The 13,766-nt window shown below is 69.3% G+C and carries 15 protein-coding genes; 13 read left to right on the top strand and 2 right to left on the bottom strand.

Features of this window, described 5'->3' with window-relative positions; translation table 11 throughout:
• Positions 1-224: 224 nt before the first annotated feature.
• The 5 genes from KN815_RS32415 to ccsB all read left to right on the top strand — a co-directional run bounded on the left by KN815_RS32415 (position 225) and on the right by ccsB (position 5,884).
• Positions 225-1,406 (top strand): polysaccharide deacetylase family protein, encoded by a 1,182-nt coding sequence (locus tag KN815_RS32415; protein WP_216345423.1) that lies wholly within the window; start codon positions 225-227, stop codon positions 1,404-1,406.
• A 105-nt stretch (positions 1,407-1,511) separates the two neighbouring features.
• The gene (locus KN815_RS32410) at positions 1,512-2,129 is read left to right on the top strand and encodes a TlpA family protein disulfide reductase (RefSeq protein ID WP_216345422.1); all 618 of its coding nucleotides are present in this window, start codon (positions 1,512-1,514) and stop codon (positions 2,127-2,129) included.
• A gap of 12 nt (positions 2,130-2,141) precedes the next feature.
• Complete coding sequence (locus KN815_RS32405; RefSeq protein ID WP_216345426.1) at positions 2,142-2,900, top strand: cytochrome c biogenesis CcdA family protein; 759 nt, start codon at positions 2,142-2,144, stop codon at positions 2,898-2,900.
• 3 nt (positions 2,901-2,903) lie between these two features.
• Positions 2,904-4,793 carry a cytochrome c biogenesis protein ResB gene (gene resB / locus KN815_RS32400; RefSeq protein ID WP_216345421.1) on the top strand — a complete coding sequence of 630 codons (1,890 nt, stop codon included), beginning with the start codon at positions 2,904-2,906 and terminating at the stop codon, positions 4,791-4,793.
• A complete protein-coding gene (gene ccsB / locus KN815_RS32395; protein WP_216345420.1) occupies positions 4,790-5,884 on the top strand; it encodes a c-type cytochrome biogenesis protein CcsB in 1,095 nt (364 codons plus the stop codon). Before resB ends, ccsB begins: the two co-directional genes overlap by 4 nt.
• A 104-nt stretch (positions 5,885-5,988) precedes the next feature.
• On the opposite strand, the gene KN815_RS52615 is transcribed toward ccsB, so the two are convergent.
• Positions 5,989-6,462: a PLD nuclease N-terminal domain-containing protein gene (locus tag KN815_RS52615; RefSeq protein ID WP_216345419.1), complete on the bottom strand. Its 474-nt coding sequence runs from the start codon at positions 6,460-6,462 to the stop codon at positions 5,989-5,991.
• A gap of 90 nt (positions 6,463-6,552) precedes the next feature.
• Here KN815_RS52615 and KN815_RS32385 point away from each other — a divergent pair, with 90 nt between their 5' ends.
• The 3 genes from KN815_RS32385 (at position 6,553) to KN815_RS32375 (ending at position 9,680) form a co-directional block, all read left to right on the top strand.
• Positions 6,553-8,004, top strand: a complete 1,452-nt coding sequence (locus KN815_RS32385) for a menaquinone biosynthesis decarboxylase (protein ID WP_216345418.1) — start codon at positions 6,553-6,555, stop codon at positions 8,002-8,004.
• Positions 8,001-8,924, top strand: coding sequence for a menaquinone biosynthesis prenyltransferase MqnP (gene mqnP / locus KN815_RS32380; protein ID WP_216345417.1), 924 nt, complete (start codon positions 8,001-8,003; stop codon positions 8,922-8,924). The genes KN815_RS32385 and mqnP overlap by 4 nt, the downstream gene beginning before the upstream one ends.
• 81 nt (positions 8,925-9,005) lie before the next feature.
• Positions 9,006-9,680, top strand: coding sequence for a UbiX family flavin prenyltransferase (locus KN815_RS32375; RefSeq protein WP_216345425.1), 675 nt, complete (start codon positions 9,006-9,008; stop codon positions 9,678-9,680).
• Positions 9,681-9,721: 41 nt separating this feature from the next.
• Here KN815_RS32375 and KN815_RS32370 read toward each other — a convergent pair whose 3' ends face one another.
• Entirely contained in the window at positions 9,722-9,898 is a 177-nt protein-coding gene (locus KN815_RS32370; protein WP_165449181.1) for a hypothetical protein, read from the bottom strand.
• 112 nt (positions 9,899-10,010) lie between these two features.
• On the opposite strand from KN815_RS32370, the gene KN815_RS32365 reads away from it, so the two are divergent.
• From KN815_RS32365 to KN815_RS32345, 5 genes are all read left to right on the top strand, one after another.
• Positions 10,011-10,472: an Lrp/AsnC family transcriptional regulator gene (locus KN815_RS32365; RefSeq protein WP_014054040.1), complete on the top strand. Its 462-nt coding sequence runs from the start codon at positions 10,011-10,013 to the stop codon at positions 10,470-10,472.
• A gap of 47 nt (positions 10,473-10,519) precedes the next feature.
• Positions 10,520-11,698, top strand: a complete 1,179-nt coding sequence (gene mqnE / locus KN815_RS32360) for an aminofutalosine synthase MqnE (protein WP_216345416.1) — start codon at positions 10,520-10,522, stop codon at positions 11,696-11,698.
• Positions 11,699-11,761: 63 nt separating this feature from the next.
• Entirely contained in the window at positions 11,762-12,475 is a 714-nt protein-coding gene (locus KN815_RS32355) for a UdgX family uracil-DNA binding protein (protein ID WP_216345415.1), read from the top strand.
• Between the two features lie 50 nt (positions 12,476-12,525).
• Positions 12,526-13,050 (top strand): GNAT family N-acetyltransferase, encoded by a 525-nt coding sequence (locus KN815_RS32350; protein WP_216345414.1) that lies wholly within the window; start codon positions 12,526-12,528, stop codon positions 13,048-13,050.
• A gap of 115 nt (positions 13,051-13,165) precedes the next feature.
• On the top strand, positions 13,166-13,432 hold the full coding sequence (locus KN815_RS32345; RefSeq protein WP_216345424.1) for a DUF4229 domain-containing protein: 267 nt from the start codon (positions 13,166-13,168) through the stop codon (positions 13,430-13,432).
• The last annotated feature ends 334 nt before the right edge of the window (positions 13,433-13,766 follow it).

Raw genomic sequence — 13,766 nt, 5'->3', positions numbered from 1 at the left:
GCGCGGCCGGGCCACGGCGCCCGAGCGGCGCGGGCCGCGGTGCGCGTGGCCGGCACATGGCCGCACAGTGGCCGGTGCGTCACGGGGCGCGTTCGCGAATGGAGACAATGTGTCCGCTGTGTAATTGACCGCGTCCCTTCGGAACCTCGCTATTCGCTTCGCCATCTCCAGGGTTGTCCGGACACCCCGGGCAATCAGAACGGCGAGTGCGAATTGAGGACGTTATGCGTGAGGTCAGCCGGAGGGGGATGCTCGGTCTGGGTATGGGAGCGGCGGCATCACTGGCCGTCGCCGGCTGTTCCTCCGGGTCCGGGACGCCGAAGTCCGCGAAGAAGACGACGCAGGCGAAGCCGATCGGTGACGGATCCACTTCGAAGGGTGAGCGGCCGGCGGACCCGAAGCCCGAGCGGCTGGCACCGGGGCAGAAGCCGCCGCAGTTCGTGGTCTTCTCCTGGGATGGCGCGGGAGAGGTCGGCAACGGTCTCTTCCCGCGGTTCCGCAAGCTGGCCAAGGACCACGGCGCGACCATGACCTTCTTCCTCTCCGGTATCTACTGCCTTCCGGAGTCGAAGAAGTCGCTCTACCGGCCGCCGAACAACCCGGTGGGCGCCTCCGACATCGGCTATCTCACCGATGACCACATCAAGGAGACGCTGCGCAACGTCCGCGAGGCGTGGCTCGAGGGCCATGAGATCGGCACCCACTTCAATGGCCACTTCTGCTCCGGAAGCGGGTCGGTGGAGAACTGGACGTCCGCGCAGTGGAAGTCCGAGATCGACCAGGCCATGTCCTTCGTCACCGAGTGGCGGACGAATACCCGCTTCACCGATGTGGATCCGCTGCCGTTCGACTACCACAAGGAACTCATCGGTGGCCGCACGCCCTGTCTGAAGGGCCAGACCAATTTGCTGCCGACCGCCCGGGAACTCGGCTGGCGCTATGACGCCAGTTCGCCCGGCGGACTCCAGGTATGGCCGTCGAAAAAGCAGGGTGTGTGGGACTTCCCGCTTCAGCAGATTCCCTTTCCGGGGCACACCTTCGAGGTGCTCTCGATGGACTACAACATCCTGGCGAACCAGTCGAAGAATTCCACCAAAGCCCCGCCCGCGAACTACCCGGGCTGGCGCAAGCAGGCCACCGACGCGTACATAGCCGGCTTCAAGCGGGCCTATGAGACCAACCGCGCCCCGTTTTTCATCGGCAACCACTTCGAGCAGTGGAACGGCGGCATCTACATGGACGCCGTCGAAGAGGCGCTGAAGCATATGGCCGACGAGAAGCGGAAGGACGTCCGGCTGGTCTCCTTCAAGCAGTTCACCGACTGGATGGACGCACAGGACCCCGCGGTCCTGGCCGATCTGCGCGGGCTCGGCGTGGGCCAGGCGTGGAGCGCGAGCGGTCACTGACCGCACCGGCGGGCCGTAAGGTCCGCGGAGGCCCTCCGGACCCCGGCGGGGGTGCCCGGAGGGGGGTGGCGAAGATCCCCAAAAGGGCCATGCGAAACTTTTCACATGAGCGCCTGCCGTGCCCCTCGGGGCCTCGCGAACCGTCGTCGCGTAACCGTGCTGGCCGTCGGGGCCACGGTTGCCGCGCTGTCCCTGACCGCCTGCGGCGGGGGCGGCCCCTCGGGCGGGTCCGCCGACACCAAGTTCGTCCAGGGCAAGGGCGGCGTGGACACCGTCGCCAAGGAGAACCGTAAGGACGCACCCCAGCTCTCGGGGAAGACCCTGGAGGGCAAGCCGCTGGACGTGGCGGACTACAAGGGCAAGGTCGTGGTCCTGAACGTCTGGGGCTCGTGGTGCACCCCCTGCCGGGCCGAGGCGCCGAACCTCGTCAAGGTCGCCAAGGACACCAAGGCCAAGGGGGTGCAGTTCATCGGGATCAACACCCGTGACTCCAACCGCGCCCCCGCGCTCAGTTTCGAGAAGGAATACGGCGTCGGCTACCCGAGTCTGTACGACCCGATGGGGAAGCTCATGCTGCGCTTCCCCAAGGGCAGCCTCAACCCGCAGACCATCCCCTCGACGATCGTGCTGGACCGGGAGGGCAGGATCGCGGCCCGCGCTCTGACGCCACTCAGCGAGGAGCGCCTGCGCTCGATGGTCACCCCGCTGATCGCGGAGAAGTGACCTTTCGTGAACATGCTGGCCGCCGCCACCGATCCCAACGAGACCGTCCTGAGCGGGGCGCTGCTGCTGGCGCTTCCGGTCGCCCTGCTCGGCGGGCTGGTCTCCTTCTTCTCCCCCTGTGTACTGCCGCTGGTGCCCGGCTATATGTCGTATGTCACCGGGGTCACGGGGACGGATCTGGCCGAGGCCAAGCGCGGCCGGATGGTCGCGGGCGCCTCGCTCTTCGTGCTCGGCTTCACCGCGGTCTTCGTCTCCGGGGGCGCGCTCTTCGGCAACTTCGGCTGGACGCTCCAGGAGCACAAGGAGACCATCTCCAAGATCCTCGGGGTCGTCACGATCGTGATGGGCCTCGCCTTCATGGGAGTGCTGGGGGGCTTCGGACAGCGGGAGTTCCGCTTTCACATCAAGCCCACGCTGGGGCTCGCGGGGGCGCCGGTGCTGGGCGCCCTGTTCGGCGTCGGCTGGACGCCGTGCCTGGGGCCGACGCTCACCGCCGTCAACGCCCTGGCGTTCAATGAGGCGAGCGCGGGGCGCGGGGCCCTGCTCACCGCCGCGTACTGCGTGGGGCTCGGGCTGCCGTTCGTGGTGGTCGCCGTGGCCTACCGCCGGGCCCTGGGTGCCTTCGGCTGGGTCAAGCGGCACTACGTCTGGGTGATGCGGGCCGGGGGCGGCATGCTCGTCGTCCTGGGGGTGCTGCTGCTCACAGGTGTCTGGGACACCATGATGGGCTCCATGCAGACCTGGGCTCAGGGCTTCAACGTTGGGATCTGACTGATGTCCACCACCGATACCGACACCGCGGCCGGCCGGGAGGCGCCGCCCGAGGGCGGCGCGACCGCCGAGGAGCGCGAGCTCGGCGCCGCGGAGTCGCAGCTCTCCACCGCCCCGGCCGAGGAGATCAACGTCCCCTCGCTGGGGCCGCTCGGCTGGGCCCGGTGGTTCTGGCGGCAGCTCACCTCGATGCGGGTGGCGCTGCTGCTGCTCCTGCTGCTCTCCCTCGGCACGATCCCCGGCTCGCTGATCCCGCAGACCAGCATCGACCAGCTCAAGGTGCAGGACTTCCAGGAGCGGCACCCGACGCTCACGCCGATCTACGAGAAGCTCCAGCTCTTCCACGTCTACAGCTCGGTGTGGTTCTCGGCGATCTACCTCCTGCTGTTCATCTCCCTCATCGGCTGCATCGTGCCGCGCACCTGGCAGTTCATCGGCCAGTTGCGCGGCCGCCCGCCGGCCGCGCCCCGCCGGCTGACCCGGCTTCCCGCGTACACCACCTGGCGCAGTGAGGCCGAGCCGGAGCAGGTGCTCGAGGCCGCTCGGAAGATCATGAAGCGGCGCCGCTTCCGCATCCACGGCTCGGGTGACGCGGTGGCCGCGGAGAAGGGCTATCTGCGCGAGGTGGGCAATCTGCTCTTCCATATCGCGCTGATCGTGCTGCTGGTCTCCTTCGCCGCCGGGCAGTTGTGGAAGACCGAGGGCAGCAGCCTGATCACCGAGGGCGGCGGCTTCTCCAACAGCATCACCCAGTACGACGACATCAAGACGGGGCAGTTGTTCAACAGCGACGATCTCCCCCCCTTCGGCTTCCAGCTCGACCGCTTCACCGCGACCTATGAACGCAGCGGTCCGCAGATGCGCACCCCGCGCACCTTCCGCGCCGATGTGTCCTACTGGGACGGCGCGGACGGTGCCCCCCGCAAGACGTCCATCAAGGTGAACGAGCCGCTGGAGATCTCGGGCTACAAGGTCTTCCTCCTGAACCACGGCTACTCGCCGGTCGTCACCATCCGGGACGGCAAGGGCAATGTGGTGCACCAGGGCCCGGTGGTCGGGCTGCCGATCGACGGGGCCAACCTCACCGAGAGCATGGTCATCAAGGTCCCGGACTACCGGGACAAGAACGGCAAGAAGGACCAGATCGGCTTCCAGGGGCAGTTCCTGCCGACCTGGGTGCGCAGCCAGGGCATGTTCTCCGTCTTCCCGGCGCTGGACAACCCGACGCTGGTCCTGACCGCCTACCACGGCAGCCTCGGCGTGGACGGTGGCCCTCCGCAGAGCGTGTACCAGTTGGACAAGTCGCGGATGAAGCAGTTCATGGAGCCCGACGGCAAGACCAAGTTCGCCCGGGCGCTCAAGGTCGGCGACACCATGAAGCTGCCGGGCGGCGGCGGAACGCTGTCGTTCGACGGCGTCAAGGAATGGGCCAGCTTCCAGATCTCGCACAAGCCGGGTGACCAGGGCGCCCTCATCGGCGCCGTAGCCGCCCTGGTGGGCCTGGCCGGCTCCCTGTTCATCCAGCGCCGCCGGGTGTGGGTGCGCGCGGTGCGGGGCGACGACGGCACCACCGTGGTCGAGATGGCGGGGCTCGGCCGCAGTGAGTACGCCAAGCTCCCCGAAGAACTCGCCGATCTGGCCGTCCGTCTCCAGACGGACGCACCTCCGGCCCCGGAAGCGGAACCCGATCCGGAGCCCGGCCGGGACTCCCCCGAGGAGCCCGGTAAGGACTCCACCAAGGACGCCGGTAAGGGCTCCGCCAAGGACCCGAGCAAGGGCTCCGCCAAGGACCCGAGCAAGGACTCCTCCGAGGAATCCACCAAGGACTCCGCCTCGGAATCCGCATCCGACACCGCAGATCCCGCAGATCCTGCCGAAGGAGCGCGCGCGTGAACCTCGCCGCCGAAGTCAACGAGAACCTGGCTCATTACAGCAACGTGCTGATCTACTCGGCGATGGCGGTCTACACGCTCGCCTTCCTCGCGCATATCGCCGAGTGGGTGTTCGGCAGCCGCAGCGCCGTCGGCCGCACCGCCGCCGCGATCACCGCCGACGCCGCGGCCGCCCAGCGCGCCAAGGTGACCGTGCAGGTCGGCGGCCAGAGCGGCGGCACCGCCGTACTGGAGCGGCCGAAGATCGTCACCCGCTCCGCGGCGGGCAGCCGCGATGTCCCGGACGGGCCGGGCGCGGCGGGCGGCACCGAACAGGGCGATGTGTACGGCCGGATCGCGGTCGGCCTGACCGTACTGGCCTTCCTCTTTCATGCCGTGGGTGTCCTCTTCCGCGCGCTGTCGGTGCAGCGGGCGCCGTGGGGCAACATGTACGAGTTCTCCACGACCTTCGCCATGGTCGCGGTCGCCACATACCTGGTGCTGCTGGCGCTGAAGAAGAATGTGCGCTGGATCGGGCTGCCCCTCGTCACCACGGTCCTCCTCGACCTCGGTCTCGCCGTCTCTGTCTTGTACACCGACAGCGACCAATTGGTTCCGGCCCTGCACTCGTACTGGCTGTGGATCCACGTGAGCTGCGCCATCGTCTCCGGCGCCTCGCTCTACATCGGGGCCGTCTCCACGCTGCTGTACCTCTTCCGCGACCGCTACGAGGCCCAGCTCGAGAACCCGGAGGGCAAGCAGTACGGCCGGTTCGTCAAGTCCGTTCTGGAGCGGGTGCCCTCGGCGGCGTCGCTGGACAAGTTCGCGTACCGCATCAACGCCACGATCTTCCCGCTGTGGACCTTCACGATCATCGCGGGCGCGATCTGGGCCGAGGCGGCCTGGGGCCGCTACTGGGGCTGGGACCCCAAGGAGGTCTGGTCCTTCATCACCTGGGTCGCCTACGCCTGTTACCTGCACGCCCGCGCCACCGCCGGCTGGAAGGGCCGCAAGGCCGCCTACCTCGCGCTGATCGCCTTCGGCTGCTACCTGTTCAACTACTACGGCGTCAACATCTTCATCACCGGCAAGCACTCCTACGCCGGGGTCTGACACCGGAACACCACAACGGCCGGTGCCCGTGACCCAGGTCACGGGCACCGGCCGTTGTACGTGCGGGCAGCTCCGGCCGCCGCGTCAGGCCGTCCGACCCCTCCTCAGGACGCGGCCGGCGGCGGCGAGTCCTCGGGACCGGAGCCGGAACCGGAGCCGGGCCCCTCGCCCTTGCGGCGCAGCTCCTCCTCGCGGCGGCGGAGGTCGGCCTCCCAGTCCTTCAGGCGCTCCTCGTCGCTCTCCTGGCCGCCCGGTGTGCCGGCCGGTGCGGTGTTCCCGTCGTCCTTACGGCTCGTGTCGTTCAGGGACTTGAGGAACTCGGGATTGTCGTCCGGCGCGACCCATCCGCCCCCGCCGCCCGCGCTCCGGGCAGCGCCCCGGCCGCCGCCTCCGGCGACGGCGCGCTTACGGCCCGCGATCAGCCAGGAGATGGAGCCCACGACGGGGAACAGCAGAACGAGGATCGCCCAGATGGGCTTGGGGATATAGCGGATGTCCTGTTCGTCGGTGGTGATGCAGTCGATGAACGCGTAGATGCTCAGTGCCAGCGGCACCAGGATCATCAGCACCCGTAGCATGAGGCGATTCCCCCTGCGTGTGGTGTTCGGGGCGGTGGCTCGGGCCCCCAGTTACGGGACCAGGGTAGTGCGTACCGGATACTGGGACGCATGGCTTATGACGATCTTCGTTCCTTTCTGCGGGCGCTCGACAAGGAAGGCGACCTCAAGAGGGTCAAGGCCGAAGTCGATCCGTACCTGGAGGTCGGGGAGATCGTCGACCGGGTCAACAAGGCGGGCGGCCCCGCGCTGCTCTTCGAGAACGTCAAGGGCTCGGCGATGCCGCTGGCCATGAATGTCTTCGGCACCGACCGCCGCCTCCTCAAGGCCCTCGGACTGCGCTCCTACGACGAGATCAGCGAGAAGATCGGCGGGCTGGTCAAACCCGAGCTGCCGCAGGGATTCGGCGGTATGCGCGAGGCGTTCGGGAAGCTGGGCTCGATGGCCCATGTGCCGCCGAAGAAGGTGAAGGAGGCGCCCGTCCAGGAGGTGGTCCGCACCGGCGAGGACGTCGATCTGGATCAGCTTCCGGCGCTGTTCACCTGGCCCGAGGACGGCGGCTCGTTCTTCAACCTCGGCCTCACCCACACCAAGCACCCGGAGACCGGGGTGCGCAACCTCGGCCTCTACCGCCTCCAGCGCCATGACCGCCGCACCATCGGCATGCACTGGCAGATCCACAAGGACAGCCGCAACCACTACCAAGTGGCCGCCCGGCGCGGGGAGAAGCTCCCGGTGGCGATCGCCTTCGGCGCGCCGCCCGCCGTGACCTACGCCTCGACCGCGCCGCTGCCCGGCGACATCGACGAGTACCTCTTCGCGGGGTTCGTCCAGGGCCGGCGGGTCGAGATGGTCGACTGCAAGACGGTGCCGCTCCAGGTCCCGGCGGCGGCCGAGGTCGTCATCGAGGGGTGGCTGGAGCCCGGGAAGATGCTGCCGGAGGGCCCGTTCGGCGACCATACGGGCTTCTACACGCCCCAGGAGCCGTTCCCGGCCCTGACCATCGACTGTGTGACGATGCGGCGGCGCCCGCTGCTCCAGTCGATCGTGGTGGGCCGTCCGCCGACCGAGGACGGACCGCTGGGGCGGGCGACCGAGCGGTTCTTCCTCCCGCTGCTCAAGATCATCATCCCTGACATCGTGGACTACCACCTCCCCGAGTCCGGCGGATTCCACAACTGCGCGATCGTCTCGATCGACAAGAAGTACCCCAAGCACGCGCAGAAGGTGATGCACGCCATCTGGGGTGCCCACATGATGTCGCTCACCAAGCTGATCGTCGTGGTCGACGCCGACTGCGATGTACACGATCTGCACGAGGTCTCCTGGCGCGCCCTGGGGAACACCGACTACGGCCGCGATCTGACCGTGGTCGATGGCCCCGTCGACCACCTCGACCACGCCTCGTACCAGCAGTTCTGGGGCGGCAAGGCGGGCATCGACGCCACCGCGAAATGGCCCGAGGAGGGCTATACGCGCGACGGCGGATGGCCGCACATGGTCGTGTCCGACCCGGAGATCGCCGATCGGGTGACAAAGCGATGGAAGGAGTACGGGCTGTGACCGCCGATTCCGCAACCTCTGATCTCTTCGGCCCGGAACCGGCGCCGCCCGGCCGGGTCCGCGCCTTTCTGCGGCTGGTGATGATCGAGCACTCGGTCTTCGCGCTGCCCTTCGCCTACACCGCCGCGCTGACCGCGATGCAGAGGTGGGACGGCACCGTCCACTGGACGCGGTTGCTGCTGATCACGGTCGCCATGGTGGGCCTGCGCACCTTCGCGATGGCCTGCAACCGGATCATCGACCGCGAGATCGACGCGCGTAATCCGCGCACCGCCGGCCGTGAGCTGGTCACCGGCGCCGTATCGGTGCGCACCGCCTGGACCGGCGCGCTCATCGCGCTCGCCGTCTTCCTGGGCGCGGCGGCGCTGCTGGGCCCGCTCTGCCTGGCGCTGGCGCCGTTCGCGGTGGTGCCGATGGTGGTCTATCCGTACGGCAAGCGGTTCACCGACTATCCGCACGCCATCCTGGGGCTGGCCCAGGCCATCGGCCCGGTGGGTGCCTGGATCGGGGTCACCGGCGAGTGGTCGTGGGACGCGGTGATCCTCGGGCTCGCGATCGGCATCTGGATCGGCGGCTTCGACCTGATCTACGCCTGCCAGGACGTGGCCGCCGACCGGGCGCACGGGGTGCGGTCGGTACCGGCCCGCTTCGGCATCGCGGGCGCCCTGTACGGGGCGCGGGTCTGCCATGTGGTCACCACGGTCCTGCTGGTCTGGTACGCCCTGGCCACGGACGCCGGGGCGTTCTTCTGGGTGGGGCTGGTGATCGTCGCGGTGGCGTTCGGATACGAGCACACCATCGTGCGGCCCGGCGATCTGTCCCGGCTGAACCGCGCCTTCTTCACGGTCAACGGCTTCATCGGGATCGCCCTGTTCGCCTGCGCGCTCCTGGACCTCATGGTGCGGGGCCTCGGCCTGTGAGACCCGCCGGATAGGCTCGGTGACGTGGAGACGCCGCACGAGCCTTACGGACCGCACGAGCCGTACGGGCCGCACGAAGAAGTGAGCCGGCGCCGTCCCTGGGTGGTCGGCGTGTCCGGCGCGTCCGGGACGCCGTACGCCGCCTCGGTGCTGCGCGCGCTGCTGGCGGCGGGGGAGGCCGTCGACCTCGTGGTCAGCAGGGCGTCACGGCTGACGCTGCTGGACGAGACGGGGATCGGCTTCCGGGACGCCCACTGGCGCGAGGATCTGCGCCGCTGGCTGGCGCGGGGCGCGGACGGCAGGCCGGACGCCTTCGAGGTGCCCGCCGAGGTCGCGGACGTGGCCCACTGGGCGGCCGGGGACCTGGCGGCCGGGCCGTCCTCCGGCTCGTACCCGACCAAGGGGATGCTGATCGTCCCGGCGAGCACCGCGTGTGTGGCCGGGGTGGCGCTCGGACTGTCGAAGGATCTGCTCCAGCGGGCCGCGAGCGTCACGCTCAAGGAACGGCGCAAGCTCGTGGTGGCGGTGCGCGAGACGCCGCTGAGCGGGCAGACCCTCAAGGCCCTGGTCTCGCTGGACGAGGCGGGCGCGGTGGTGCTGCCCGCCTCGCCGGCGTTCTACGCGGGGGCGACGCATATCCAGGATCTGGTGGACTTCGTCGCGGGGCGGGTGCTGGACGCGGCGGGGGTGCCGCACAAGCTGTACCGCCGGTGGGAGGGGGAGCTCGGTGGGGACCGGGACCGGGGAGTGGCCTAGGGGCGCGGGCCCTGGGGGCGCGGGCCCTGGGGGCGCGGGCCCTAGCGGGTCCAGCGCCTCCTGGTGCGCGCGGCGCGGGCCGCGACGACGGCCGCGCGGCGGGCCGCGCGGGAGACGGGCCGGTCGGTGGCATGGGCTGCACGCGAGCGGTTGGCCAGGTCCCGCAGCTCGAGCATGCGGGCCTCAAGACCCTCGATCGTGTACACGGTGAGTCTCATCTCCTGAGGACAGGTGTATCGCCTAAAAGATTTACAGGGCTTGTGGCCCTGATGCCTTAGATTCTACATGTAATCTCGCTCAATCCCTGAATAATGGAAGGCGTACGTGCTTATGGACGCGGTGGACAGGCAGCTCATCCAGGCCCTGCGGGAGAACGGCCGGGCCTCGTACGCGGAGCTCGGCAGGCTGGTCGGCCTCTCCGGGCCCAGCGTCACGGACCGGATCAACCGCCTGGAGGCCGCCGGGGTGATCACCGGTTATCGCGCGACCGTCGACGCCGCCTCCCTCGGGCTCGGCGTCACCGCCCTGATCGGCATCCAGCTCTCGGACGCCACCGACCATGAGGAGGTGGCCCACCGGATGCGCGAGCTCGCCGAGATCGAGGACTGCTGGTTCATCGCGGGCGACGACTCCTACATGCTCAAGGTGCGCGCCTCCGACGTGGACGGCCTGGAGCGGACCATCCGCCGGCTCTCCGGCACCAAGGGCGTCTCCCGCACCCGCACCACGATCGTGCTCTCCACCAAGTGGGAGAACCGGGTCGGCGAGCTTCCCGAGGACATCGAGGCGTAGTCTCGGCCAAGGCTGACATCAGCAGACGTATTGGGAGGCGACCCGGGGTGACGGGGACCACACACGACGCGGGTTTCAAGCGGGAGTTGGAAGAGAAGGTCCGCGCGGGCGAGCGGCTCTCGCGTGAGGACGGCATCGCCCTCTACGAGTCCGACGACCTGGCCTGGCTGGGCGGTCTCGCCCATGAGGTGCGCACCCGTAAGAACGGCGACGTGGTGCACTTCAACGTCAACCGCCACCTCAACATGACGAACGTGTGCACCGCGTCCTGTGCGTACTGCTCCTTCCAGCGCAAGCCCGGCGAGAAGGACGCCTACACGATGCGCATCGAGGAGGCCGTCCGCCTCGCCAAGGCGATGGAGAACGAGAACCTCACCGAGCTCCACATCGTCAACGGCCTGCACCCCACCCTTCCCTGGCGCTACTACCCGCGGTCGCTCAAGGCGCTCAAGGAGGCCCTGCCGCAGGTCTCGCTCAAGGCGTTCACCGCCACCGAGATCCACCACTTCGAGAAGATCTCCGGCATGCCCGCCTCGGAGATCCTCGACGAGCTGATCGACGCCGGACTGGAGTCGCTCACCGGCGGCGGCGCCGAGATCTTCGACTGGGAGATCCGGCAGCACATCGTCGACCACGAAACCCACTGGGAGGACTGGTCGCGGATCCACCGGCTCGCGCACGAGAAGGGGCTCAAGACCCCCTGCACGATGCTCTACGGGCATATCGAGGAGCCCCGCCACCGGGTGGACCACGTGCTGCGCCTGCGTGAGCTCCAGGACGAGACCGGCGGCTTCCAGGTCTTCATCCCGCTGCGCTACCAGCACGACTTCGTGGACATGAAGGACGGCAAGATCCGCAACCGGCTTCAGGCCCGCACCACCATGGCGACCGGCGCCGAGGCGCTGAAGACCTTCGCGGTCTCGCGGCTGCTGTTCGACAACGTGCCGCATGTCAAGGTCTTCTGGGTGATGCACGGCGTGCAGACCGCGCAGCTCGCGCTCAACCACGGCGCGGACGACATGGACGGCTCGGTCGTCGAGTACAAGATCACTCACGACGCCGACTCCTACGGGACGCCCAACAAGCTCACCCGTGACGACCTGCTCGAGCTGATCCGCGACGCCGGTTTCCGGCCGGTGGAGCGGAACACCCGCTACGAGATCATCCGCGAGTTCGAGGGCCCGGACGCGGACCGCCGCGAGTCCCCCCAGCCGATGCGGGTGTGACCCGTCCCGCCCACCGCCCGGCGGCCGCTGTCTGACGGCCGCCGAGCGGGGCACCCGGGGGCCATGGCCGGTACGAACAGCCCCGAGGACGCGTACACCGCCGCCCCCTTCGTCCCGGACGGCGCCGACCTGGGCGCGCTCCGGGAGGCGGCGGCCGGATGCCGCGGCTGCCCGCTGCACCGCGACACCACCCAGACGGTCTTCGGCGCCGGCGACCCGGGTGCCCGGGCCATGCTCGTCGGCGAGCAGCCGGGCGATCAGGAGGACCGGCAGGGCAAGCCCTTCGTGGGCCCCGCGGGCAAGGTCCTCGACCGGGCCCTGGCGGAGGCCGGGATCGACCCCGGCGAGACGTACATCACCAACGCCGTCAAGCACTTCAAGTTCACCCACCTCCCCGAGCGCGGCAAGCGGCGCATCCACAAGCCGCCCAGTCTGCGCGAGCTGGCCGCCTGCGGGCCCTGGCTGGCGGCCGAGGTGGAGCTGATCGGGCCCGAGGTGATCGTGGCGCTCGGCGCCACGGCCGGGAAGGCGCTGCTCGGCTCGTCGTTCCGGGTGACCAAGGAGCGCGGGACGCGGCTGGCGGGCGACGCGTCGGGACCGGCACGCGGCGCCCTGATCGTCCCCACGATCCACCCCTCCGCGGTGCTGCGGGCCGATGACCGTAAGGCGGCGTACGAGGGGCTGGTGGCGGATCTGCGGATCGCGGCGGAGGCACTCGGCCGAGCGGGCCCGGGACCGTGGCGTGACCCTCCGGGGCCCGGTCGCCGTCGCGGGTAGGGGGCCCGGGGCGCGGGGCGCTGACAGTGCCGGTGGGTATCGTCGGCCGCATGCCCCTGCGTTTTGAACTCGATCCCGAGGCCACCCCCGAGCTGCTCGACTCCGTCTGCGCCCTGTGGGCCGACGTCTCGAACGCGGGCGGCGCCGTCGGCTTCGTACCGCCCGTGGCCAAGGACGACATACGCCCCGATCTGCTCAAGCACCTCGCGGCGATGACGGAGGGCCGGACCCGCCTGCTGATCGGCCGCGACGAGGACGGCGCCGTGGCCGCCACCGCCTTCTTCACCTTCAACACCCACCGGCTGATGCGCCACTGGTGCTGGCTCTACACCGTGATGGTGCACCCCTCCCACCAGGGCAAGGGGCACGGCCGCGCCCTTATGGCCGCCGCCGAGGACGCCGCGCGCGATATGGACGGCATCCGCGGGATACGGCTCACCTGCCGCGGCGGCACCGGCGCGGACCGCTTCTACGAGGCGTGCGGCTACAAGGAGGTCGGCCGGGCGCCCGGCGCGATCAGGGTCGCCGACGACGACTTCCGGGACGACGTCACCATGTGGCTGCCGCTGAATTGATCGGAAACCGGCCGTGGTTCACTGGGAGGACAGCTTCTTCCCGCATCCGCTCCGGCCGAACGCCCAGCAGAACTCCCAGGAGAGAGGACGAGTCGTGTCCTTCACGCCGAGTGCCATGTTCCGCTACACCCTCATGCGCCTGGGAATCTTCGTCGGATCGTTCCTGGCCATCTGGGGCCTGGTCTACGTCCGGGTGCTGCCCTCCGGCCTCGGCAGCTCCAACCTCTTCTGGGTGGCGCTGCTCGCGCTGGTCGTCTCCGCGCCGCTGAGCTGGGTGATGCTGCGCAGGCAGCGGGACGCCGTGGCCATCCAGGTCGCCGAGAAGGTGGACCGCGCCAAGGAGCGGCTGGCGGCGAACCAGAGCCAGGAGGACGGCGTCTGACCCGCGGCGTCTGACCCGCGCCGGGCTGTAACCCTCCTCACACCACCCCGCACACTCCACCGACGCCCCCTGCGCCAGCTTCCGTTGGCACAGGGGGCGTTGACGTCTTCCGGCCCCTCAGAAGCCGTCAGAAGCCCTCGGAAGCCGCCGGAAGTCAAAGATTTCCTTTGAGTGCCCCAAAGCAGCGGTGTTAATGTACTTGTCATGAAGACAGCAGCCGCGCCCCTCATCTTCGCGAGCGTTCCGCTCGTGGCGCGCCTGCACATCGATCTTTGCCGCTGCCTGTCCGCGGCCTGTCGTCGCCGCTGATCGACCTCACGCACAGCGGCCGGAG

The organism is Streptomyces niphimycinicus (genome assembly GCF_018883605.1).
Classification (GTDB): domain Bacteria; phylum Actinomycetota; class Actinomycetes; order Streptomycetales; family Streptomycetaceae; genus Streptomyces; species Streptomyces niphimycinicus.
This window is presented reverse-complemented; position numbering and strand designations above follow the sequence as displayed.